Source organism: Streptomyces sp. NRRL B-24085, assembly GCF_001282115.1.
Lineage (GTDB): Bacteria > Actinomycetota > Actinomycetes > Streptomycetales > Streptomycetaceae > Streptomyces.
Window position 1 is genome coordinate 1 of the sequence record NZ_LJBR01000031.1, and the last position, 23,694, is coordinate 23,694.

Sequence of the window (23,694 nt, forward strand, 5' to 3'; positions counted from 1 at the left end):
AGGGTGCGGTGCTCGTCGGCGGGAGGCTCGGCGGGCTCACCGGTCCCGCTTTCGGACGTGGGCGGGTTCTGGGGGGCGTTGTCGTCCGTGGCGGGCTGTCGTACGGCGTCGGGGCCGTCGGTCCTGTCGTCGGCGTGCGGAGTCCCGGTGGACGGGGCGACCGCCCGGTTCCCGTTCTCGTGCCGGTCGGGGGCCGTGGGGTCGGTGGTCGGGGCCGTGGGCCCTGCGTGGGGCTCGACCGGCCGGTCCGTACCGGGCCGCGGCTGCCCGCTCCCGCCGCTCTCGTCCACGATGTCCCCTCGTTCGAAGCGTCTTCCGCGCCTGCCGTGCGGAAGGGTCTCGGGTCGATGGTATGCGGCGGTCCCGCCGCGTCCCGCCCCGGCACCCCCCGCGTTTCCTCAGGAGCCACAGCGGTCACGGCCGCGAATGGGTCACTGTCAGTGGCGGGCCGTATGGTCTGTGGTCATGGAGACGAGCACGGAGGCCGTGGCCGAGTCCGCCGCCGATGCCCCGGAAGCAGCGCCGGCGACACCCGCGGCGCACCCCGGCACGGCCGGGCAGGAGGGCGGGGACACGTCCGCCGACGAGGCGGGGGCGTTGCTCGCGGCGCGGGCCGGTACGGCTGCGGAACCGGACGCGGCCGACACCGGCATGGCGCCGACTGGGAGCCCGGCGCGGCAGGAGGGCGCCGGCCCGTCCGCCGACGAGGCGGGGGCGGACGCACGACCCGGGAATGCCGGGGAACCGGAGGCGGTCGACGGGGGCGTCTCACCGGCGGCGGTTCCGGACGGGCAGGAGAGTGAGCCCCGGGCGGCTGGATCGGCGCCCGCGCCGCAGCCCGCCAGTACGGCTCAGGAGCTGGACGCAGGGGTCACCGGCGTCGCCCCGGCCACGCAGCGGGGCGGGGACGTCTCCGCGGAGACCCCCGGAGCGTCCGGAGCCGAGCTCGGGGTGCGGCCGGGGATCGTTGAGGAAGCGGCGGGCGTCGGGACTGCGCCCACGGCGGTCGCCTCACCCGCCGGTGACCCCCGGGCGCCCGTCCCGAAGCCCGGGGCCACCCCCGCAGCGGCGTCGGCCGGGCAGCAGGGCGCGGGAGCCGCCGTCGGTGTGGCGGATAGCGGTGGCGGGGCCCGGGCGGCCGGCGCGCCCGCTTCCCTCTCACCTTCCCGTGCCAACGACTTCATGCAGTGCCCGCTGCTGTACCGGTTCCGGGTGATCGACCGGCTGCCGGAGAAGCCGAGTGCGGCGGCGACCCGGGGGACCCTCGTGCACTCGGTGCTGGAGCGGCTGTTCGACGCCCCGGCCGGGGAGCGGACTCCGCCCGCGGCCAAGTCGCTGATCCCCGGTCAGTGGGACCGGCTGCGGGAGAGCCGGCCGGAGGTGCTGGAGCTGTTCGCCGACGATCCGGACGGCGAGCGGCTGGCGCAGTGGCTCGCCGAGGCCGAGCAGTTGGTCGAGCGGTGGTTCACGTTGGAGGACCCCACGCGTCTGGAGCCCGCCGAGCGCGAGTTGTTCGTCGAGGCGGAGCTGGACTCGGGGCTGAGGCTGCGCGGCATCATCGACCGGGTCGACGTGGCGCCGACCGGTGAGGTGCGGATCGTCGACTACAAGACCGGCAAGGCGCCCCGGCCCGAGTACGCCGAGGGCGCGCTGTTCCAGATGAAGTTCTACGCCCTGGTGGTGTGGCGGCTGAAGAACGTGATCCCGCGCCGGCTCCAGCTCGTCTACCTGGGCAGCGGTGACGTCCTGACGTACGACCCGGTCCTCGCCGACCTGGAGCGCGTCGAGCGCAAGCTGCTGGCGCTGTGGGAGGCGATCCGGCAGGCCACGCGCACGGGTGACTGGCGGCCGCGGCCGACCAAGCTGTGCGGCTGGTGCGACCACCAGGAGCACTGCCCGGAGTTCGGCGGCACTCCCCCGCCCTACCCCCTGCCGGTGGAGGCCGCGACCGGCGAGCAGGGCAGAATGGGGCCGGACTAGCGAAGGAGACACACGTGGCCATCCGCGTCCTACTGGTCGACGACCAGCCGCTGCTGCGTACCGGCTTCCGGATGATCCTTGAGGCCGAGCAGGACATCGCGGTCGTCGGCGAGGCCGGAGACGGCCTTCAGGCTCTCGACCAGGTGCGGGCGCTGCAGCCCGACGTGGTCCTGATGGACATCCGTATGCCGCGGATGGACGGTGTGGAGGCGACCCGGCAGATCACCGGTCCCGGCCGGGACGGTCCGGCCAAGGTGTTGGTGCTGACGACCTTCGACCTCGACGAGTACGTGGTGGAGGCGCTGCGGGCGGGGGCCAGCGGGTTCCTGCTCAAGGACGCCCCGGCCAACGAACTGGTGCAGGCGATCCGGGTGGTGGCCGCGGGTGAGGCGATGCTCGCGCCGAGCATCACGCGCCGGCTGCTCGACAAGTACGCCACGCATCTGCCCTCCGGTGACGAGCCGGTGCCGGACACGCTGCACACGCTCACCGACCGCGAGGTCGAGGTGCTGAAGCTGGTGGCGCGCGGGCTGTCGAACGCGGAGATCGCCGCGGACCTGTTCGTCAGTGAGACCACCGTGAAGACGCATGTCGGCCATGTGCTGACGAAGCTGGGGCTGCGGGACCGGGTGCAGGCCGCGGTGTACGCGTACGAGAGCGGTCTGGTGCGTCCCGGCGCGCAGTAGCCGTCGACCGCGCAAGAGCGAAGGACAAGAGCGAAGAGGGCGTCCCCTTCCTGACCGGGGGCGCCCTCTTCGTGTCCGTGGGGCCGGATCAGCCCTTGCTGAGCTCCCAGAAGCGGAACACCGTGGAGGGGTCGAGGCAGTACTCCAGGCCGTAGACGTCGTCGCGGACGACGGCGTACTGCTTGGCCTGCCAGACCGGCAGGACAGGGACGTCCTGGGCGACGAGGTCCTGGAGCGTGCCGAAGGGGTCGTCCGTCGCGGAGCGGTCCGGCTGGGCGGCGGTCTCGGGGATGAGCGAGCCGGTGATCTTGTTGTTGGTGTAGTTGTTGTCGAGGACGTTGCCCTTGCCGAAGAAGGGGGCCGTGAAGTTGTCGGCGTCCGGGTAGTCGGGCACCCAGCCCTTGACGTAGACGCCGTACTTGCCGGCCGCGATGTCCTTCTCGTACTGGTCGAAGGCCACGGACTTCACGTCGGCGTCGAACAGCCCGCTGGCGTTGAGCTGCTGGGCGATCGTCTTGAGTTCCTGGTCGGTGGCCGGGCCGTAGCGGGACGGGGTCGACCACAGGGTCAGCTTCACCTTGCCGGTGATGCCCTCGGCGGCGAGGGCGGCCGCGGCCTTGGACTTGGACGGCTGGGCGCCGTAGGTGTCGAAGAAGGCCGTGTTGTGGCCCGCGATGCCGGCCGGGACGATCGAGTAGAGCGGGGTCGCGGTGCCCTGGTAGACGTCGTGGATGAGGGCTTCGCGGTCGAGGAGGTAGGCGATGGCCTTGCGGACGCCGAGCTGCCCCGCGACCGGGTCGTCCATGTTGAAGACGAGGTGCTGGACCTCGGCGCTGGTGCCCTCGACGACCTCGACGCCGGAGTCGGGCGCGGCGTTCTCGATGTCGGCGATGTCGCCGGCGCTCAGACCGCGGTAGGCGAGGTCGATCTTGTCGCCGGTCAGGGCGGTCTTCAGGGCGGCCTGGTCGCCGTGGAAGAACTTCAGGGTGACGCCGGAGTTCTGGGGCTCGGCGGCGCCCTCGTAGTTCTCGTTGACGGAGAACACGGCCTGGTCGTCGTCGAACGAGTCGAGCCGGTAGGGGCCGGAGCCGACCGCCTCGCCGTCCTCGCGCAGGCCGTCGGCGTCGTACTGCGTGTGGTCGACGATGGAGCCGGCGCCGGATGCGATCTTGCTCGGGAAGGTCGCGTCGGGGGTGTTCAGCCTGAAGACGACGGTCTTCTCGTCCGGTGTCTCGACCTTCTCCAGCATCGGGAACATGATCGCGGGACCGGCGTCGTCGTTGATCCTCAGCATGCGGTCGAAGGAGAACTTGACGTCCTCGGAGGTGAGCGGGTCACCGTTGCTGAACTTGAGGCCGGTCTTGAGGGTGCACTCGTACACCTGCGTCCTGGTGTCGGTGAACTCGCAGCGCTGGGCGGCGTCCGGCTCCGGTTCCGTGCCGCCCTTGGGGAAGCTGAGCAGCGACTGGAAGACGTTGTTGAACAGCAGCCAGGAGCCGGGGTCGTAGCCGGAGGCCGGGTCCGTGGCGAGGACGTCGTCGGACATCCCCATGACCACGGAGGAGCCGCCGGCACCGGAGTCCCCCGACTCCGTGCCGCAGCCGGTCAGCAGACCGGAGGCGAGCCCTGCCACGATCGGCAGGACCTGCCACTGGATGCGCTTGTTCACGTGCGAGTGCCTTGTCGTCGATTCGGGTGGAGTCCCGGGCCCGTCCGCCTGGGCCCGGGCGAGGGAGGCGTCGGGCGGTGGTCAGCCGCTGACGCCTCCGCCGAGCGGCAGGTCAGCCGCCCACGCCCTTGCCGAGTTCCCACAGCTGCAGCGTCGACGAGGAGTTGAGCGCGTAGGCGGTGCCCGTGACGTCGTCGCGCGCGGCGACGTACTGCTTGCCCTGCCACAGCGGCAGCACGGGGACGTCCTTGGCGACGATGTCCTGGATCTCGGTCAGGCTTCCGGCCGCGGAGAGGCGGTCGGCCTCGCGGCGGGAGTCCGGGATCAGGGTGTTGCGGACCTCGCTGTTGGCGTAGGGCGAGCCGAGGAAGTTGTCCTTGTCGAGGAACGGGGCGAGGTAGTTGTCGGCGTCGGGGAAGTCCGGGAACCAGCCCATGCCGTAGACGTCGTACTCGCCCTTCTGCTCCGCGGGGCGGAAGGTGGACCAGGGGGCGCCCTTGATGCTGATGTCGAAGAGCCCGCTGGCGTTGAGCTGCTTCTGGAGGTCCTCGAACTCCTCCTTGGTGCCCGGCCCGTAGTGGTCGGTCGTGTAGTGGAGGGTCAGCTTCACCGGCGTCGTGACGTTGGCCTGGCTCAGCAGCGCCTTGGCCTTGCTGACGCTCGGGTCGCCGTACTTGTTGAAGAACGAGTTGGAGTGGCCGGTGATGGTGGCCGGGACCAGCGAGAAGAGCGGCTCGGCCTGGGTGCCGTAGACCCGGGAGACGAGTTCGCTGCGGTTGATCAGCTGGGCCATCGCCTGGCGCACGGCACGGGACTTCACGGCCGGGGCGTTGGTGTTGAAGGCGAGGTAGCGGATCTCCAGGCCGGCCATCTCGACGAGGTCGACGTCGCCGCCGGACTCGTTGGACAGCTTCTGGATCTGCTGGGGCGACATGGTGCGGGTGATGAGGTCGATGTCGCCCTTCTCGAGGGCGGTGCCCATGGCGTCGGCGTCCGCGTAGGAGCGCAGCACGACCTCGTCGTTGTTCACCGTCAACGACCCCTTGTAGTTGGGGTTCTTGGTGAACACGGCGTCGACGAGCTCGTCGTTCTTGACGTCGGCCTTCATGGTGTACGGCCCGGAGCCGTCGACGTCGAAGCCGTCGCGGAGCTTGTCCTTCGCGTAGTCGTCGGGGTTGACGATGCCGGCGACCGGGGTCGACAGCTTGTACGGGAAGGTGGCGTCGGCGGTCTTGAGGTGGAAGATGACCTCGCGGTCGCCCTTGGTCTCGACGGTGTCGATGGTGGAGAGCAGGGCGAAGACGCCGGAGTCGGCCTTGAGGGCGCGGGCGCGGTCGATGGAGTACTTCACGTCGGCCGCGGTGATGGGGTCGCCGTTCGCGAACTTCAGGCCGTCGCGCAGGGTGCAGACGTAGCGTTCGTTGCCGCTGTCGCTGAAGCCGCAGGACTGGGCGGCCTCGGGCACCGGGTCGCCCTCGCCCTTGGGCGAGATCATCAGGGTCTGCACGGTCTGGCGCAGGACGTTCCAGGTGCCGACGTCGTACGCGTAGGCGGGGTCGAGCGGGGCCGGAGCGTCCTTGGTGGCGGTGAACCGGTCCGTGGTGCCGACGCCGATCGCGTCGCCCCCGCCGCTGCCGCTGTCGGACCCGCCGCAGGCGGCGAGCACCGGCGCGAGCAGACCTATGACGGCCGGCAGCACCAAAGTCTTGCGGTTCATGCTCGAGTTTCTCCAGAGCTCTTGAGTCCGTGTACCCGGCATGCAGGGGTGGCGCGGCGGGATCACGGGGTTAGGGCGATGTTCTCACCAGGAGATTAGTCCGCGCCTGCACGAGGGTTCGCTGCCACCGGAGTTGGGCTTCCATCACGCTGTGAAACCGGGTGCGGACGCACCGAAAGCCCGTCAGGGGAAGGATTGGTGCACGGTTTCACCAATCAGGACACATGGGCGCGTCCGCGTCTCCCGAAGCGGGGTGTCCGGCACAGCTCCGGCCGTGTGTCGAGAGCCTGTCGAGTGGGGAACGTCACACCCGCAAGGAGGTGTGGGCGAGCTGGAATTCGATCGTCCGGTGGGCTGCGAATTCCGGTGACAGGGCCCTGGGGAATTACCGTGCTATGCGCGCTGCACGCTGGGTGAACACGGGAGGCATTTCCGTCATCGAAGGGTGATCAGGCCGCGCAGAAATGTCAGGTCGACCTCTTCGAGCGAGGTGACGACCGTGCGTCCGGGGGCCGCGGGGACGGGGGCCACGGAGGGCACCACCACGACCTGGCAGCCGGCGGCCTCGGCGGCGGCGACACCGGTCGCGGTGTCCTCGACGACGGCGCATCTGGCCGGGTCGGCGCCGAGGCCGGCGGCGGCGAACAGGTACGGGTCGGGGTGCGGCTTGGTGCGCGGCACCTCGTCGCCGGCGACCGTGAGGGCGAAGTGCCGGCGGCCGAGGGAGTCCAGGACGCGGTCGATGATCCGCCGGTGCGAGGCGGAGACCAGGGCGGTGGGGATCCGGTGCGCGGACAGTTCGGCCAGCAGCCGGGTGGCGCCGGGCATCAGCGGCAGGGAGCGGCCGATGCGGTCCTCGAAGCCCTGGTTGAGCAGGACGGTGAGCTCGGGGAGGGTGATGTCGGCGCCGGTGGCCTCGATCAGGAAGCCCGCGCTGCGGGTCATGGGGCCGCCGACCACGACGTGGCGCCAGGAGTCGTCGAGGGTGTGGCCGAGAGCGGCGAAGACCTCGACCTCGACGTCCCACCAGAAGCCCTCGGTGTCCACCAGGGTGCCGTCCATGTCGAGGAGGACGGCCTGGAGGGCGGAGCCGTCTGCCGTACGGGTCAATGGCGCGGGGACCGTGCTGGTCATCCACGTACCTCCTTGAGGGACGAGCAGGCCGGTTCCCACGAGGGGAACCGGCCTGCGGTGGACCGACCAGTGTACGACTTATCCGATCAGTGTGCTGAGTGAGCGCCTCAGCGGGCGTTGAAGTACTTCGCCTCCGGGTGGTGGATGACGATCGCGTCCGTGGACTGCTCGGGGTGGAGCTGGAACTCCTCGCTCAGCTGGACGCCGATCCGCTCCGGCCGGAGCAGGTCGGCGATCTTGGCGCGGTCCTCCAGGTTGGGGCAGGCGCCGTAGCCGAGGGAGAAGCGGGCGCCCCGGTACTTCAGGGCGAACATGTCCTCGACGTCGGCCGGGTCCTCGCCGGAGAAGCCGAGCTCGGAGCGCACGCGGGCGTGCCAGTACTCGGCGAGCGCCTCGGCCAGCTGGACGGACAGGCCGTGCAGTTCGAGGTAGTCGCGGTAGGCGTTGGCCTCGAAGAGTTCGGCGGTCCGCTCACCGATCCGCGAACCGACGGTGACGACCTGGAGGCCGACCACGTCGGTCTCCCCCGACTCCTCCGGGCGGAAGAAGTCGGCCAGGCACAGCCGGCGGCCGCGGCGCTGGCGCGGGAAGGTGAAGCGGGTGCGCTCGTTGCCCTCCTCGTCCAGGATGATCAGGTCGTCGTCCTTGGACACGCACGGGAAGTAGCCGTAGACGACGGCGGCTTCCAGGAGGTTCTCTGTCTGGAGCTGGTCCAGCAGGCCGCGCAGCCGGGGCCGGCCCTCGGTCTCGACGAGCTCCTCGTACGTCGGTCCCTCGCCGGTGCGGGCCTGCTTGAGCCCCCACTGGCCCTTGAACAGGGCGCCCTCGTCGAGCCAGGAGGCGTACTCCTTGAGCTGGATGCCCTTGATGACGCGGGTGTCCCAGAACGGCGGGGTGGGCACCGGGTTGTCGGTGGCCACGTCGGAGCGGACGTGCCCTTCCTCGGGCCGCTCCTCCTCCACCACCGCGGCGCTCGCGCGCACCCGGCGCTGCTTGAGCTCGGGCAGCTTGGCGCCGGGCACTCCGCGCTTGACGCCGATCAGGGCGTCCATGAGGCGCAGGCCCTCGAAGGCGTCGCGGGCGTAGCGGACTTCGCCCTGATAGATCTCGTGCAGGTCCTGTTCGACGTACGCCCTGGTCAGCGCGGCTCCGCCGAGGATGACCGGGAAGTCGGCGGCGAGTCCGCGCTGGTTGAGCTCCTCCAGGTTCTCCTTCATGATCACCGTGGACTTGACCAGCAGGCCGGACATGCCGATGACGTCGGCGCGGTGTTCCTCGGCGGCCTCCAGGATCGCGGAGACCGGCTGCTTGATGCCGAGGTTGACCACGTTGTAGCCGTTGTTGGACAGGATGATGTCGACGAGGTTCTTGCCGATGTCGTGGACGTCGCCGCGGACGGTGGCGAGCACGATGGTGCCCTTGCCGGCCTCGTCGCCCTCGACCTTCTCCATGTGCGGTTCGAGGTAGGCGACGGCGGTCTTCATGACCTCGGCGGACTGGAGGACGAACGGCAGCTGCATCTGGCCGGAGCCGAAGAGCTCGCCGACGACCTTCATGCCGTCCAGGAGGGTGTCGTTGACGATGTCGAGGGCGGGGCGGTCCGTCAGGGCCGCGTCCAGGTCGGCCTCCAGGCCGTTCTTCTCGCCGTCGATGATGCGGCGCTTGAGGCGCTCCTCCAGCGGGAGGGCGGCCAGCTCCTCGGCCTTGCCGGCCTTGAGGGACTTGGCGGTGGCGCCCTCGAACAGGGCCATCAGCTTCTGGAGGGGGTCGTAGCCCTCGGCGCGGCGGTCGTAGATGAGGTCGAGGGCGGTCTGCACCTCTTCCTCGCTGAAGCGGGCGATGGGGAGGATCTTCGACGCGTGGACGATCGCCGAGTCCAGGCCCGCCTTGACGCACTCGTCGAGGAAGACGGAGTTGAGCAGGATGCGGGCGGCCGGGTTGAGGCCGAAGGAGATGTTGGACAGGCCGAGCGTGGTCTGGACGTCCGGGTGGCGGCGCTTGAGCTCGCGGATCGCCTCGATGGTGGCGAGGCCGTCCTTGCGGGACTCCTCCTGACCGGTGCAGATGGTGAAGGTCAGGGTGTCGATGAGGATGTCCGACTCGTGGATGCCCCAGTTGCCGGTCAGGTCGTCGATGAGCCGTTCGGCGATCTCGACCTTCTTCTCGGGGGTGCGGGCCTGGCCCTCCTCGTCGATGGTCAGCGCGATCAGCGCGGCGCCGTGCTCCTGGGCGAGCTTGGTTACCTTCGCGAAGCGGGAGTCGGGGCCGTCGCCGTCCTCGTAGTTGACGGAGTTGATGACCGCGCGGCCGCCGAGCTTCTCCAGGCCGGCCTCGATGACGGGGACCTCGGTGGAGTCCAGGACGATCGGCAGGGTGGAGGCGGTGGCGAAGCGGCCGGCGAGCTCCTTCATGTCGGCGACGCCGTCCCGGCCCACGTAGTCCACGCAGAGGTCCAGCATGTGGGCGCCCTCGCGGATCTGCTCGCGGGCCATCTCCACGCAGTCGTCCCAGCGGGCCTCCAGCATGGCCTCGCGGAACTTCTTCGAGCCGTTGGCGTTGGTGCGCTCGCCGATGGCCAGGTAGGAGGTGTCCTGGCGGAAGGGGACCGTCTGGTAGAGGGAGGCGGCGCCGGGCTCGGGCTGCGGGTGGCGCTCGGGGGGCGTGAGGTCGCGGACCCGCTCGACGACCTGGCGCAGGTGCTCGGGGGTGGTGCCGCAGCAGCCGCCGATCAGGGAGAGGCCGTAGTCGCGGACGAAGTTCTCCTGGGCGTCGGCCAGGCCCTCGGGGTCGAGCGGGAAGTGCGCGCCGTCCTTGGTGAGGATGGGCAGGCCCGCGTTCGGCATGCACAGCAGCGGGATGCGGGAGTGCCGGGCGAGGTAGCGCAGGTGCTCGCTCATCTCGGCCGGGCCGGTCGAGCAGTTCAGGCCGATCATGTCGATGCCGAGCGGCTCCAGCGCGGTGAGTGCGGCGCCGATCTCGGAGCCGAGCAGCATGGTGCCGGTGGTCTCGAACGCCATCGAGACGACGAGCGGCACGTCGGCGCCGGTGGCCTCCAGGGCACGGCGGGCGCCCAGCACGGACGCCTTCGTCTGGAGCAGGTCCTGCGTGGTCTCGACGATCAGCGCGTCGGCGCCGCCTGCGAGGAGTCCCTCGACGTTGGCCTGGTAGCCGTCGCGGATCGTGGCGTAGTCGATGTGGCCGAGGGTGGGCAGCTTGGTGCCGGGGCCGACGGAGCCCAGCACCCAGCGGGGGCGGCCGTCGCGGGCCGCGAAGTCGTCGGCCGTCTCACGGGCGATGCGGGCACCCGCCTCGGACAGCTCGTGCACGCGGTCGGCGATGTCGTACTCCGAGGCGGCCGTGTGGTTGGCCCCGAAGGTGTTGGTCTCCACGCAGTCGACGCCCACCGCGAAGTACGCCTCGTGGACCGAGCGGACGATGTCCGGGCGGGTCACGTTGAGGATCTCGTTGCAGCCCTCGAGGTTCTCGAAGTCCTCGAGGGTGGGGTCCTGCGCCTGGAGCATGGTGCCCATCGCTCCGTCGGCCACCACCACTCTCGTGGCGAGCGCCTCACGGAGCGCGGACACACGGGTCCGGCTGTCGGCGGAAGGGGTCAGTGGCGACGAGGCCATGAAGGGGCTCCCTCGGTTGCGACGGCTGTCGGCTTCAGGCGCCCGCGAGTCGTCCCACGCCGGGCGCACCACGCCAGAGTAGCCGGGTCCCCTAGAGGATGGACGGCACGTCCACGGGGCGGACGAGGATGGCGGCCGGGTCACCGGCGGGACACCAGTGACACAACAGATGCCGACCGACCATTAGCGGGAGGTCGGCATCGACCGGTAGTGTTCGACATTGCCGAACAGCGGCATCGACGCCGTAGCACTCGGCTGTCGAAGGGGACGGAGGCAGAACGGCGATGGCACGGAACATCCAGTCGCTCGAACGGGCGGCCGCGATGCTGCGGCTCCTCGCGGGCGGCGAGCGGAGACTCGGCCTGTCGGACATCGCCTCGTCCCTGGACCTGGCCAAGGGCACCGCGCACGGCATCCTGCGCACCCTCCAGGCGGAGGGGTTCGTGGAGCAGGACGAGGCCTCGGGGCGGTATCAGCTCGGCGCCGAGCTGCTGCGCCTGGGCACCACCTACCTCGACGTGCACGAACTGCGCGCGCGTGCGCTCGTGTGGACGGACGACCTGGCCCGCTCCAGCGGGGAGAGCGTCCATCTGGGCGTGCTGCACCAGCAGGGCGTGCTGATCGTGCACCACGTCTTCCGGCCCGACGACAGCCGGCAGGTGCTGGAGATCGGGGCCATGCAGCCCCTGCACTGCACGGCGCTGGGCAAGGTGCTCTCGGCGTACGACCCGGTGGCGCACAGCGAGGCCCTGGAGAGCGACCGCAAGGCGTTCACCGACCGGACCGTGTGCGAGCTGGACGAGTTCGAGCAGATCCTCGACGTCACGCGCGCGCGTGGGTACGCGGCGGACGTGGAGGAGACCTGGGAGGGCGTCGCGTCCATCGCCGCGCCCATCCACGACCGGCGGCGGATGCCGGTCGGCGCGGTCGGCATCACGGGGGCCGTGGAGCGGCTGTGCCGGCCCGACGAGGAGGGCGCGCTGCGTCCCGAGCTGATCGCGGCGGTGCGGGACTGCGCCCGCGCGGTCTCCCGGGACCTGGGAGCCGGGCGCTTCTGACGAGCGCGGGACGGGGCCGGTACGTCGTTGACGTGCCGGCCCTCGGTCGTACCCTGACGCAACGGCACAAATCACCGAAACAAGATCGTTGACCCACAGCAGTCAATAACGATCGTGTTTTCGAGTACAGAACTCTTGACGTGCGCGTGAGCCCGGAGCAAGACTCCCGTCCATCGGTCGGCATTGTCGAACACCTACCGGCAATACGCGCTAGAGTGTGACAACGCCAAGGGCCGGCATCGCTCTCACCCCCGAGAGCAGCTCGAACCACCGGAGGGACCCGGGGTTCGGTCCCCTGGACGAAGGACAAAGGAGTCGCGGGTGTCCAGCTCCGACATCTTCATCGGCGAGACCATCGGTACCGCCGTACTCATCCTGCTCGGCGGTGGCGTGTGCGCCGCCGTCACGCTGAAGGCCTCCAAGGCCCGTAACGCCGGCTGGCTCGCCATCACCTTCGGGTGGGGCTTCGCCGTTCTGACGGCCGTCTACACCTCGGCGCCGCTCTCCGGCGCCCACCTCAACCCGGCCGTGACACTCGCGCTCGCCCTCAAGAAGGACGGCATCTCCTGGGGTGACGTCCCGATCTACTGGGGCGGTCAGCTCCTCGGCGCCATGATCGGTGCCGCGCTGGTGTGGGTCGCCTACTACGGCCAGTTCCACGCGCACCTGACCGACAAGGAGATCGTCGGCGCCCCGGGTGCGCAGGCCACGGCCGCGAAGGCCGTCGAGGCGCAGGAGAAGGGCGCCGGCCCGGTCCTGGGCGTCTTCTCCACCGGCCCCGAGGTCCGCGTCGCCTGGCAGAACGTCGCCACGGAGGTCATCGGCACGATCGTGCTGGTGCTGGCCGTCCTGACGCAGGGTCTCAACGGCGACGGCAAGGGCCTCGGCACCCTGGGCGCCCTGATCACCGCGCTCGTGGTCGTCTCCATCGGTCTCTCCCTCGGCGGCCCGACCGGCTACGCGATCAACCCGGCCCGTGACCTCGGTCCGCGTATCGTGCACGCCCTCCTCCCCCTGCCCAACAAGGGCGGCTCCGACTGGAGCTACGCCTGGGTCCCCATCGTCGGTCCGCTGATCGGCGGGGCGATCGCCGCAGGCATCTACAACATCGCTTTCGCTTAGAACATCCGAAGCGGTCGAACTGCAAAGCAGTCGTAGATCAGTCGTAGACAGTCCCCCTTACTCATGGAACCCCGGGAGCACACAGTGACCGACGCCCACACCGCCGGCCCCTTCATCGCCGCCATCGACCAGGGCACCACCTCCAGCCGCTGCATCGTCTTCGACCGGGACGGCCGTATCGTCTCGGTCGACCAGAAGGAGCACGAGCAGATCTTCCCGAAGCCGGGCTGGGTCGAGCACAACGCCAACGAGATCTGGACCAACGTCCAGGAGGTCGTCGCCGGAGCCATCCAGAAGGCCGGCATCACCCGCGACGACATCAAGGCCATCGGCATCACCAACCAGCGCGAGACGACGCTGCTCTGGGACAAGAACACCGGTGAGCCCGTCCACAACGCCATCGTGTGGCAGGACACCCGCACCGACGCCCTGTGCAAGGAGCTCGGCCGCAACGTCGGCCAGGACCGCTTCCGCCGCGAGACGGGTCTCCCCCTCGCCTCCTACTTCGCCGGCCCGAAGGCCCGCTGGCTGCTCGACAACGTCGAGGGCCTGCGCGAGCGCGCCGAGCGCGGCGACATCCTCTTCGGCACCATGGACACCTGGGTCATCTGGAACCTGACCGGTGGTGTCGACGGCGGCAAGCACTACACCGACGTCACCAACGCCTCCCGCACCATGCTGATGAACCTCCACACGCTGGAGTGGGACGAGAAGATCGCCGAGTCCATCGGCGTGCCGCTGGCGATGCTCCCCGAGATCCGCTCCTCCGCCGAGGTCTACGGCGAGGTCTCCGGCGGCAAGCTGGGCGACCTGCTCGGCGGCATCCCGGTCGCCTCGGCGCTCGGCGACCAGCAGGCGGCGCTGTTCGGCCAGACCTGTTTCGCCGAGGGCGAGGCCAAGTCGACGTACGGCACCGGCACCTTCATGCTGCTGAACACCGGCGAGAAGATCATCAACTCGTACAGCGGTCTGCTCACCACCGTCGGCTACCGCATCGGTGACGACAAGCCGGTCTACGCCCTGGAGGGCTCCATCGCCGTCACCGGTTCGCTGGTGCAGTGGATGCGCGACCAGATGGGCCTGATCTCCACCGCCGCCGAGATCGAGACGCTCGCGCTCTCCGTCGAGGACAACGGCGGCGCCTACTTCGTGCCGGCCTTCTCCGGTCTGTTCGCCCCGTACTGGCGCTCCGACGCCCGCGGTGTGATCGCCGGTCTGACCCGGTACGTCACCAAGGCGCACCTGGCGCGTGCCGTCCTGGAGGCCACCGCCTGGCAGACCCGTGAGATCACGGACGCCATGACCAAGGACTCGGGCGTGGAGCTCGCGGCCCTCAAGGTCGACGGCGGCATGACCTCCAACAACCTGCTGATGCAGACCCTCTCGGACTTCCTGGACGCACCCGTGGTGCGCCCGATGGTCGCGGAGACCACCTGCCTCGGCGCCGCCTACGCCGCCGGTCTCGCCGTCGGCTTCTGGACCAGCACCGACGACCTGCGCGCCAACTGGCGCCGGGCCGCCGAGTGGACCCCCCGCATGGACGCGGAGACCCGCGACCGTGAGTACAAGAGCTGGCTCAAGGCCGTCGAGCGGACCATGGGCTGGCTCGAGGACGAGAGCTGAGAGACACCCCCTCAACAGCTCTGACGAGGAGTAAGAACCCCACATGACCAGTCAGTCCACCCTGCAGTCCGTGCCTGCCCTCGGTACGCGCCCGGCCTCCGGCTCCCTTCCGAGCCGCGCCGAGACCCGGGAGCAGCTCTCCAAGGCGTCGTACGACCTTCTCGTGATCGGCGGCGGCATCCTGGGCATCTCCACCGCCTGGCATGCCGCGCAGTCCGGCCTCAGGGTGGCTCTGGTCGACGCCGGCGACTTCGCCGGCGCCACCTCCTCCGCCTCCTCCAAGCTGCTCCACGGCGGTCTGCGCTACCTGCAGACCGGCGCGGTGAAGCTGGTGGCGGAGAACCACTTCGAGCGCCGTGCGGTCTCCCGCCAGGTGGCACCCCACCTGGCGAACCCGCTCACCTTCTACCTCCCCGTGTACAAGGGCGGGCCGCACGGCGCCGCGAAGCTCGGAGCGGGCGTCTTCGCCTACTCCGCGCTCTCGGCGTTCGGCGACGGCGTCGGCCACCTGCTGTCCCCCGCCAGGGCGGCGCAGGACGTGCCCGAGCTGCGCACCGACAACCTCAAGGCCGTGGCCGTGTACGGCGACGACCAGATGAACGACGCGCGCATGGCGCTGATGACGGTCCGCGCGGCCGTCGAGGCGGGCGCGGTCGTGCTCAACCACGCCGAGGTGACCGGTCTCCGCTTCACCCGGGGCCGGGTGACCGGCGCGGACCTGCGCGACCGGCAGTCCGGTGACGAGTTCGGCGTCAACGCCCGGCTCGTGCTGAACGCGACCGGGCCGTGGGTCGACCACCTGCGCAGGATGGAGGACCCGAACGCGGCTCCCTCCATCCGCCTGTCCAAGGGCGCGCACCTGGTGCTGAAGCGGACCTCGCCGTGGCGGGCCGCGCTCGCGACCCCCATCGACAAGTACCGGATCACCTTCGCGCTGCCGTGGGAGGACATGCTCCTGCTGGGCACCACGGACGAGGAGTTCGAGGGCGACCCGGCGGACGTCACCGTCACCGAGAAGGACACGGCCCAGATACTCGACGAGGCCGCGTTCTCCGTCCGCGACCAGCAGCTCTCCCGTGACCTGATCACGTACTCCTTCGCGGGGCTTCGGGTGCTGCCGGGCGGTCCCGGTGACACGGCCAAGGCCAAGCGCGAGACCGTGGTCACCGAGGGCCGGGGCGGCATGCTGTCCGTCGCGGGCGGCAAGTGGACGACCTTCCGGCACATCGGCCGTACGGTCATGCAGAAGCTGGAGGCGCTGCCGGGCGCCCCGCTCGGTGACGACTACGAGCCCGTCTCCTCGCTGCCGAAGCGGCTCCCGCTGCCCGGTGTCGCCAACCCGCGCGCGGTCGCGCACCGCCTGCTGGTGGACAACCCGGCGCCCGGTCCGCGGATGGCCGCCGACACGGCCAAGCACCTGGCGACGCACTACGGTTCGCTGGCCTTCGACATCGCCCGGCTGGCCAACGAGAACCCGGAGCTGGGCGAGCGCGTGCACCCGGACGCCCCGGAGATCTGGGCGCAGGTCGTGTACGCCCGGGACAACGAGTGGGCCGAGACGCCGGACGACGTCCTGCGCCGCCGCACCACGCTGACGATCCGGGGCCTGGCCACGGACGAGGTCCGGGCGAAGGTCCAGGACCTGCTCGACAAGAAGTAGCCCCGGGCCCGGTCCCTCCCCGACCGGGGCCGGCGTTCGAGAACGGCCCCTCCCCTCCCCTGGGGGGCCGGTAAGCGAAGGGGGGCGGCTCCCCGCCGACGGAGCCGCCCCCCTTTCGCGTGCCGCCGAAAGCCCGCGCCCGCCCGGAAAGTGGCGGTACCCGGCAGCCTCCATAATGTGCTCAGACATCCGACGTCTCAGCGCACCCGCGGGGCGAGAAGGAGGCCGGACATGGCTGTCACCGACGAGGCGATCGAGAAGATCAAGGGCATGATCGTCTCCGGCGCGCTGCGCCCCGGCGACCGCCTCCCCAAGGAGAGCGAACTCGCCTCCGAACTGGGGCTGTCCCGCAACTCGCTGCGCGAGGCCGTGCGGGCGCTGTCCCTGATCCGCATCCTGGATGTACGGCAGGGCGACGGCACGTACGTGACCAGTCTGGACCCGCAACTCCTGCTGGAGGCGCTGAGCTTCGTGGTGGACTTCCACCGCGACGACACGGTCCTGGAGTTCCTGGCGGTGCGCCGCATCCTGGAGCCGGCCGCCACCGCGATGGCCGCCTCCCGGATCAGCGAGCAGCAACTGGACGCGCTGAGCGCCCAGTTGGACAAGCTCGGTGACAGCCCGTCGGTGGAGGAGCTGGTCGCCTGCGATCTCGACTTCCACCGCGGGATCGTGCAGAGCTCCGGCAACTCCGTGCTCTGCTCCCTCCTGGACGGCCTGTCCGGGCCCACCACGCGGGCCCGGATCTGGCGCGGCCTGACCCAGCAGGACGCGGTCAGCCGCACCCTGCACGAGCACCGCGCGATCCTGGCGGCCCTGCGGGACCGGGACGGCGAGGCGGCCCGCTCCTGGGCCACGGTGCACATCGCGAGCGTCGAGCAGTGGCTGCGCGCCACGCTGTGAGTCACTCGGGCCCGGGCTCCGCCAGCCGCTGTTGCAGGGCCAGGTGCCGGAACTGGTGGACGGCGCCCACCCGGCGCAGCACACCCCGGTCGTGGGCGTCGGCGAGGAAGCCCATGAGGTCGTACGGCAGTCCCCGGCGCAGGGCCAGGTAGCAGCGGGCGACCGCGTAGTGGCCCCAGGCGGCCTGCCGGATGCCGACGGCCAGTCCCGTCAGCAGGGCGGGGATGAGGCCCACGACGAACATCCACAAGTAACCGCCGGTGGGCTGCGCGCCCCACACCCGGGTCGACCCCGACAGCACCGCGCACCAGCCCTGCGCGCCGATCACCAGGGCGCCGACGACGGCCGAGGTCAGGACGCAGACGCCGAGGGTGCGCCGGTCGTTGGCGAGCAGGGCCCGCTCGTCGGCGCCGGCGGCCACGTCCACCGGGACGGCCCGCAGGCCGTGCACCAGCAGGCAGGACATGGCGAACACGGCCGCGAGCTGGGCGCCGGCCCAGCAGGCCTCGCCCGGGTCGGCCGGCGCGATGTTCTCCGCGCCCGAGGGCCCCAGCAGTGCGTAGGCGACCAGGCCCTCCAGGACGATGCTCGCGCCCAGCAGGGTCCCGACCAGTAGCCCCCGGCCGACCCCCGCGGCGCTCCAGTGCCAGCGCAGCCGGGCGACGGGACGGGCCGGGTCCGCGGGTACGCCGTCGGTGCCGATGGCCGCGGCCGTCACGCCGTAGAGGAGGGCGCTGGCGATGCCGCACGCGTTGCCGAAGGCGGCCACGTAGCAGAGCGCGGCGAGGGCGCCGGTCAGCAGGGCGCGGCGGTCCCAGCGGGACGGCCGCCGCAGCCGCGGCCGGACACCGAAGGCGAACCCGGAGATGATCAGGCCGACCAGGGCGAGGGCCCCGGTGTCGGCCAGCCGGCTGAACAGGAGTTCGGGAAGGCTTCCCGGTGGGGCGGCGAGCACGCACAGCAGGGTGACCGCCGCTCCGGCCGCGAGGCCGCAGACCAGGCCGCCGCAGATGCCGGCCGCGACGATGCCGAGCCCGCCGCGCTGTTCCCAGTCTGCCGAGCCGCCCTGCGCGGTGAACTGCTGGGTCAGCGCCATGACCGTGCCCTCGAACAGCCAGGCCACCACGCCGAGGAGCACTCCGGCCAGGACCTTGGGCAGTACGGCCGGCACGTTGTGGCGGAGCTTCCACCAGGCGACTTCGGCCGCGCCGTCGAGACCGCGTTCCATGTGCCGGGCGAGGAAGACGAGCGCGAGGCGTGCCTGGGCCGTGGGCCAGTGGCCGCTCCGGCGCGGGTGCGGACGGTAGGCGGCGTCGACGAAGGCGTCGAGGAGGTGGTGCTCCACGGCGGTCCGGTCGCGCAGCCACACCAGGTCCGCCGGGTCGGGCAGCACCGCGTGGCCCTCGTCCGGCCGTGGGTTGTACACGGTGCGTGCCAGGGACACCATCAGCGGGCTGGTGAGCGCCCGGGCCACCGGGGTGTCCGTCCGCAGCGCCCGCACCACCGGCGTCCAGCGTCGCGCGGCGGGGGCGTGGGGGCCGCCCGCGTCGTGCAGGAGGTAGGCGGCGACGTCGGCGCGGTCCAGGGGTTCGAGGTGGACGCCGGCCAGCCCCGCGAGCCGTGCGGGGACACCGGTGCGCGGTCGCAGCGCCGCCCGGTACTCGGCGGGGCGGCTCGACAGGACCATCTCGCGCCCCGGCGGCAGCGCCCGGGCGATGCGGTGCAGGGCCGTCGCCGCGACGTCGGCGGGCAGTTCGTCGAACCCGTCGAGCAGCGGCAGGACCAGCCGCCGGTCCAGCAGCATGCGGGCCAGGGTGAGCCGCCCGTACGGTTCGGGGGCGGGCCCGCCCAGTTCCGCGTGGTCCTGCACGAGTCTGCGCTCCATCCAGTCGCGCAGGTCCAGCGCGCCCGGGTCCCAGGAGGCCAGCGGGAACAGCACGGGCACCGGCCCGCCGGCCTCCCGGCGCTCGGTCAGCGCGAGCAGGAGTCGCACCAGGAACAGGGTCTTGCCCGCGCCCGGTTCACCCAAAACCAGCAGCCGGACGGGCGCTCCCGCGCTGAGGACGCCGGTGATCTCCCCGCGTCCGCCGCGCGGGCCGGGCCCGGGTACCTCGGCCAGGTCGGGATCGGCGTCCCGCCAGCCGACGGGCAGGGGATACGGCTCCCCCAGCCGCCGTACCTCCGCCTCCTCCTCCCACTCGTGCCGTACGGCGTCGGCGAGCCGGTCGGCGACGGCCTCCGGGCTCTGGCCCTGGGCGGCCTCGGTCCGCTCGGCCCGGTAGCCGCTCCACGCCAGGTAGGCCCCGCCCCAGGTCGGCAGGAGCGCGGCGAGCACGGTCGCCGGATCGTCGAGGCGCGGGGCGAGCAGCAGGGCGCCCAGCGTGCCCGCGGCCAGCAGGGTCAGATAGATGATTCCGGCGCGCCGCACGCGCGACCTCGGGACAACTCCGCTCACCCGACGAAGAGTTCCGTACCTCAGCGGCGGCGGGTGGCCGTAGTGCGCCGCTCCACACGAGTGGGTGAAACGGTGTCTCCGGGCGGACATCGGAGCTCTTGTGCACCGGGGCGGGCAGGGCGTCCGGTACGAGGACCCCGGCGGCGGTGTCCGCGAAGCGAGGACGGCCGGGGTGTTCGGGGGTGGCGAACGGGGCAGTGATCGTTCACTCCCCCGTGCAAGGGGGCTGCGGGCGCCCCCGCCGGACGCCGTAAGGTTGGTGCGTTAGGCGAGGGCACGTCGGAAGGAGGCGCTGGGTGATCGAGCTCGAGGGGGTTCCCGAGCTGATCGACCCGGTCATGGTGGCCGCGTTCGAGGGCTGGAACGACGCCGGCGACGCCGCCTCCACCGCGGTCGCGCATCTGGACAAGGAGTGGAAGGGCGAGGTGTTCGCGGCGCTGGACGCCGAGGACTACTACGACTTCCAGGTGAACCGCCCCACGGTGTGGCTGGACGGCGGAGTGCGCAAGATCACGTGGCCGACGACGAGGTTGTCGGTGGTCCGCGTCGGCGGTGACAAGCCGCGCGATCTCGTGCTCGTCCGCGGTATCGAACCGTCGATGCGGTGGCGCTCGTTCTGCAACGAGTTGCTGGGCTTCGCCCACGAACTGGGCGTGGAGCTGGTGGTGATCCTGGGCGCGCTGCTCGGTGACACCCCGCACACCCGTCCGGTGCCGATCAGCGGGACCACGTCCGATCCGGACCTGGCCCGGCGGATGGACCTGGAGGAGACCAAGTACGAGGGTCCCACCGGGATCGTCGGCATCCTCCAGGAGGCCTGCACCCACGCGGGCGTGCCCGCGGTGTCGCTGTGGGCGGCCGTACCGCACTACGTGTCGCAGCCGCCGAACCCGAAGGCGACGCTGGCCCTCCTGAACCGTCTGGAGGACCTGATCGACGTGCGGATCCCGCTGGGCGAACTGGCCGAGGACGCACGGGCCTGGCAGGTGGGCGTGGACCAACTGGCCGCCGAGGACAGCGAGGTGGCCGAGTACGTCCAGACGCTGGAGGAGGCCCGGGACACCGCGGAGCTGCCGGAGGCATCGGGCGAGGCGATCGCCCGGGAGTTCGAGCGGTATCTGCGGCGCCGGGACGGCGGCCAGCCGGGGCAGCCGGGCGGGCACGCGACCGCGGACGGGAGCGACAGTTCGGCCTATCTGCGGGACGGCCCCGGTGGTCGTACGAAGCCGCCCAGGCCGCCGCGGCCGGAGGCGGAGTCCGGGCCGGAGCGGGAACCGGAGACGGACGACGAGGACTCGTCGCCGGAGGACTGAGCTGAGGGGGCGGTGCGCACGCACCGCCCCCTCAGGTCTTTCCTCCACGGTCTCTCAGACCTGGTCCACTGCCACCGCGTCGTACTCGGTGGTGGGCGTGGGCTCCACGTCGAAGCGCGCGTTGGGCAGGTAGAGCCTCTTGCCCCAGGCGGCGACCGTCGTCGGGATGCGGAAGCGCGGGTCGGTGATGCGGGCGATCGCGGTGCCGCGGGTGCCGGAGGCGTTCAGCCGGAACACGTCGATCGCGTTCTGCTGCTGCTGTACGGCGTAGAGGATTCGCCCGAGCAGCAACAGCCCGTCGCCGTTGGGGAGTTTCGCCGCGCCGAGGTCGACGGCCCGGGCGGCGCCGGTGCGCGGGTCGACCCGCATGAGGCCGCCGCCGTCCGCGTAGGCGTTCACCACGAGCAGGGCGCGGCCGTCGGGGGTGCGCTCGATGCCGTTGGCCGTGAAGTCGGGGCCCTGCTGCCAGTCCCCGGTCAGGGGTACGGTCGTCACCGTGCCCTCGGCCAGTCTGTAGAGCACCGGCTTGAAGGACTCGGTGAACCAGGCGGCGCCCGGGGTGAGGACCACGTCGTTCACGAAGGTGCCGCCGGTGGCGTAGACGTGTTCGGTCTCGCCGGAGCGGGCGTCGACGGTCCGGATCTCGCCGCTGTCGCCGCCGGCGAGGAAGAGTCTGCGGCCGTGCCGGTCGATCTTCAGGCCGACGGTGGGGCGCCCGGAGCCCTGCGCGACGACCTTGCCGCGGCCGGTGGCCAGGCTCGCCCGGTAGATGTCGCCGTTGGCGAGCGAGCCGAACCAGGCGAAGGGCGCGGTGCCGATGGTGATGCCCTCGGGCTGGAAGCCGTCGGGCAGGGGGAACTGCGCGGGCCACGCGGCGTGCCGGGTTTCTGCCGCGTGCGCGGTGCCGCCGAGCAGGGCCGCTCCGGTCAGCGCGGCGGTCGTGGTCAGGAGTGTGCGACGTGCGAAGGAACGGTCTGCGGGTGCCACGGTGCGTCCTTCCGCAAGGAGGCCGGCGCGGGGCCGGCCGAACGGTCAAGCAACGCTTCCACCCCATCACATGACAGCCGTCTCCACAGCCTTCAAGGCCGAACAGGTGCCACCGGCAAGGGAGTTGCACAGGGCTGTCCGACGAGCGTCGGAAAGACGAAGGGGCGAAGGGGCGCTTCCGCCGTCCGGAGAAGCGCCCCTGGCCTCCAGTCCTGCTAGAGGGCCACGCCGAGCAGCGCGTCCACCGCGCGGGTCACCACACCGGGCGCTCCCGTGTCGGTGCCGCCCTGCTCCTGCTGGAGGGCGGCCCAGCGGTCGACGGCGGCCAGCGCGGAGGGCGCGTCCAGGTCGTTCGCGAGGGCCTCGCGGATCTCCTCGACGAGCGCCTCGGCGGCGGGTCCGTCGGGCCGGGAGACGGCGGCACGCCAGCGGCCCAGCCGGTCCACGGCGTCCTGGAGGACCTGGTCGGTCCACTCCCAGTCGGCCCGGTAGTGGTGGGCGAGCAGCGCGAGGCGGATGGCGGCGGGGTCGACGCCCTCGCGCCGCAGCTGCGACACGAAGACCAGGTTGCCCTTGGACTTGGACATCTTCTCGCCGTCCAGGGCGACCATGCCGGCGTGGACGTACGCCTTGGCCATGGGGAACTCGCCGGTCAGCACCTGGGCGTGGGAGGCGCCCATCTCGTGGTGCGGGAAGGCGAGGTCGGAGCCGCCGCCCTGGACGTCGAAGGTCATGCCGAGGTGGTCCAGGGCGATCGCCACGCACTCGATGTGCCAGCCGGGGCGTCCCGGGCCGAGCGAGGCGCCGTCCCAGCTGGGTTCGCCCTCGCGGGCGGCCATCCACAGCATCGGGTCGAGGGGGTTCTTCTTGCCCGGGCGGTCCGGGTCGCCGCCGCGCTCGGCGGACAACAGCCGCATGGCGGCCGCGTCGAGGTTCGAGACCTTGCCGAAGTTCGGGTCGGACTCGACGGAGAAGTAGACGTCCCCTTCGAGTTCGTAGGCGGCACCGGCGTCCCGCAGCCGCTCGACGAGCGGCACGATCCCGGGTATGGCCTCGACCGCGCCGATGTAGTGCCGCGGCGGCAGCATCCTCAGGGCGGTCATGTCCTCGCGGAAGAGGGCCGTCTCCTTCTCGGCGAGGGCGGCCCAGTCGAGGCTGTCCCGCTCGGCGCGCTCCAGGAGCGGGTCGTCGATGTCGGTGACGTTCTGGACGTAGTGAACCTGACGCTTCGTGTCGAGCCACACGCGCTGCACGAGGTCGAACGCGTTGTAGGTCGCCGCGTGCCCCATGTGGGTGGCGTCGTACGGCGTGATGCCGCAGACGTAGATACGGGCGACGGGACCGGGGTCGAGGGAGACCAAGCCACCGGTCGCGGTGTCGTGGATCCTCAGGTCGCGGCCCTGACCAGGCAGGGCGGGGACCTCGGAAGCGGGCCAGGCATGCATGTCACGAGCCTAACCGGACGGATGTTCCGTATACGAACCGGACCGGGCCGGATGGCCGGTAAGGCCTTCTTGCGCGGTACGGCCCCTTGTGCAGTGTCCCGTCAGACGGGCGGCCAGGGAATGGCCGGCCACTCTCCGCCCGGCTCGGGGTGCTTCCCGGAGTCCAGCAGCGCGTCGACACGCGCACGCGTGGCGTCGATCTCGGCGGAGGTGATCAGGGCGGCGAGCCGGGCGGCCAGCTCGCCCGACAGGGCCTCCCTGAGGCCCTCGAGAACGTCTACCGCCTCCCCCGTCAGGGGCTCCCCCGCCCAGC

15 protein-coding genes and 2 pseudogenes are annotated in these 23,694 nt (G+C 71.3%); 8 read left to right on the plus strand and 9 right to left on the minus strand.

Going from position 1 to position 23,694, the window contains the following annotated elements; genetic code table 11:
• Positions 1-290, minus strand: a pseudogene (locus tag AOJ26_RS04365) (hypothetical protein); the annotation flags it as partial.
• 817 nt (positions 291-1,107) lie between these two features.
• Between AOJ26_RS04365 and AOJ26_RS04370 the strand changes: the two are divergent.
• Both AOJ26_RS04370 and AOJ26_RS04375 read left to right on the plus strand, forming a co-directional pair.
• Positions 1,108-1,980 (plus strand): RecB family exonuclease, encoded by an 873-nt coding sequence (locus AOJ26_RS04370; RefSeq protein WP_053846831.1) that lies wholly within the window; start codon positions 1,108-1,110, stop codon positions 1,978-1,980.
• 14 nt (positions 1,981-1,994) lie between these two features.
• Complete coding sequence (locus AOJ26_RS04375) at positions 1,995-2,666, plus strand: response regulator (RefSeq protein ID WP_020141342.1); 672 nt, start codon at positions 1,995-1,997, stop codon at positions 2,664-2,666.
• 88 nt (positions 2,667-2,754) lie between these two features.
• On the opposite strand, the gene AOJ26_RS04380 is transcribed toward AOJ26_RS04375, so the two are convergent.
• The 4 genes from AOJ26_RS04380 to metH form a co-directional block, all read right to left on the minus strand.
• A complete protein-coding gene (locus tag AOJ26_RS04380; RefSeq protein ID WP_053846818.1) occupies positions 2,755-4,335 on the minus strand; it encodes an ABC transporter substrate-binding protein in 1,581 nt (526 codons plus the stop codon).
• A gap of 112 nt (positions 4,336-4,447) precedes the next feature.
• Positions 4,448-6,052 carry an ABC transporter substrate-binding protein gene (locus AOJ26_RS04385; protein ID WP_053846819.1) on the minus strand — a complete coding sequence of 535 codons (1,605 nt, stop codon included), beginning with the start codon at positions 6,050-6,052 and terminating at the stop codon, positions 4,448-4,450.
• Positions 6,053-6,487: 435 nt separating this feature from the next.
• Positions 6,488-7,186, minus strand: coding sequence for an HAD family hydrolase (locus AOJ26_RS04390; RefSeq protein ID WP_053846820.1), 699 nt, complete (start codon positions 7,184-7,186; stop codon positions 6,488-6,490).
• 107 nt (positions 7,187-7,293) lie between these two features.
• Positions 7,294-10,815 carry a methionine synthase gene (metH, locus tag AOJ26_RS04395; RefSeq protein WP_053846821.1) on the minus strand — a complete coding sequence of 1,174 codons (3,522 nt, stop codon included), beginning with the start codon at positions 10,813-10,815 and terminating at the stop codon, positions 7,294-7,296.
• Positions 10,816-11,099: 284 nt separating this feature from the next.
• Between metH and AOJ26_RS04400 the strand changes: the two genes are divergently transcribed.
• The 5 genes from AOJ26_RS04400 to AOJ26_RS04420 all read left to right on the plus strand — a co-directional run bounded on the left by AOJ26_RS04400 (position 11,100) and on the right by AOJ26_RS04420 (position 17,181).
• Positions 11,100-11,873, plus strand: a complete 774-nt coding sequence (locus AOJ26_RS04400) for an IclR family transcriptional regulator (RefSeq protein WP_053846822.1) — start codon at positions 11,100-11,102, stop codon at positions 11,871-11,873.
• A 321-nt stretch (positions 11,874-12,194) separates the two neighbouring features.
• A complete protein-coding gene (locus AOJ26_RS04405) occupies positions 12,195-12,995 on the plus strand; it encodes an MIP/aquaporin family protein (protein WP_053846823.1) in 801 nt (266 codons plus the stop codon).
• An 84-nt stretch (positions 12,996-13,079) separates the two neighbouring features.
• On the plus strand, positions 13,080-14,618 hold the full coding sequence (gene glpK, locus AOJ26_RS04410) for a glycerol kinase GlpK (RefSeq protein WP_053846824.1): 1,539 nt from the start codon (positions 13,080-13,082) through the stop codon (positions 14,616-14,618).
• Between the two features lie 43 nt (positions 14,619-14,661).
• Entirely contained in the window at positions 14,662-16,278 is a 1,617-nt protein-coding gene (locus tag AOJ26_RS04415) for a glycerol-3-phosphate dehydrogenase/oxidase (RefSeq protein WP_053846825.1), read from the plus strand.
• Positions 16,279-16,509: 231 nt separating this feature from the next.
• The gene (locus AOJ26_RS04420) at positions 16,510-17,181 is read left to right on the plus strand and encodes a FadR/GntR family transcriptional regulator (protein ID WP_053846826.1); all 672 of its coding nucleotides are present in this window, start codon (positions 16,510-16,512) and stop codon (positions 17,179-17,181) included.
• Position 17,182: 1 nt separating this feature from the next.
• On the opposite strand, the gene AOJ26_RS04425 is transcribed toward AOJ26_RS04420, so the two are convergent.
• Entirely contained in the window at positions 17,183-19,609 is a 2,427-nt protein-coding gene (locus tag AOJ26_RS04425; protein ID WP_053846827.1) for an NACHT domain-containing protein, read from the minus strand.
• A gap of 323 nt (positions 19,610-19,932) precedes the next feature.
• On the opposite strand from AOJ26_RS04425, the gene AOJ26_RS04430 reads away from it, so the two are divergent.
• Positions 19,933-20,949 carry a PAC2 family protein gene (locus AOJ26_RS04430; protein ID WP_053846828.1) on the plus strand — a complete coding sequence of 339 codons (1,017 nt, stop codon included), beginning with the start codon at positions 19,933-19,935 and terminating at the stop codon, positions 20,947-20,949.
• Between the two features lie 54 nt (positions 20,950-21,003).
• On the opposite strand, the gene AOJ26_RS04435 is transcribed toward AOJ26_RS04430, so the two are convergent.
• The 3 genes and pseudogenes from AOJ26_RS04435 to AOJ26_RS04445 all read right to left on the minus strand — a co-directional run.
• Complete coding sequence (locus tag AOJ26_RS04435) at positions 21,004-21,936, minus strand: SMP-30/gluconolactonase/LRE family protein (RefSeq protein ID WP_053846829.1); 933 nt, start codon at positions 21,934-21,936, stop codon at positions 21,004-21,006.
• Between the two features lie 215 nt (positions 21,937-22,151).
• Positions 22,152-23,381, minus strand: coding sequence for a cysteine--1-D-myo-inosityl 2-amino-2-deoxy-alpha-D-glucopyranoside ligase (gene mshC, locus AOJ26_RS04440; protein ID WP_053846830.1), 1,230 nt, complete (start codon positions 23,379-23,381; stop codon positions 22,152-22,154).
• A 101-nt stretch (positions 23,382-23,482) separates the two neighbouring features.
• A pseudogene (locus AOJ26_RS04445) lies at positions 23,483-23,694 on the minus strand (phosphatidylinositol kinase); the annotation flags it as partial.

Coding starts and splice junctions, on each gene's coding strand:
- AOJ26_RS04385 (WP_053846819.1), bottom strand. CDS start 6,052: ATGAACCGCAAGACTTTGGTGCTGCCGGCCGTCATAGGTCTGCTCGCG.
- AOJ26_RS04390 (WP_053846820.1), bottom strand. CDS start 7,186: ATGACCAGCACGGTCCCCGCGCCATTGACCCGTACGGCAGACGGCTCC.
- metH (WP_053846821.1), bottom strand. CDS start 10,815: ATGGCCTCGTCGCCACTGACCCCTTCCGCCGACAGCCGGACCCGTGTG.
- AOJ26_RS04400 (WP_053846822.1), top strand. CDS start 11,100: ATGGCACGGAACATCCAGTCGCTCGAACGGGCGGCCGCGATGCTGCGG.
- AOJ26_RS04415 (WP_053846825.1), top strand. CDS start 14,662: ATGACCAGTCAGTCCACCCTGCAGTCCGTGCCTGCCCTCGGTACGCGC.
- AOJ26_RS04420 (WP_053846826.1), top strand. CDS start 16,510: ATGGCTGTCACCGACGAGGCGATCGAGAAGATCAAGGGCATGATCGTC.
- mshC (WP_053846830.1), bottom strand. CDS start 23,381: ATGCATGCCTGGCCCGCTTCCGAGGTCCCCGCCCTGCCTGGTCAGGGC.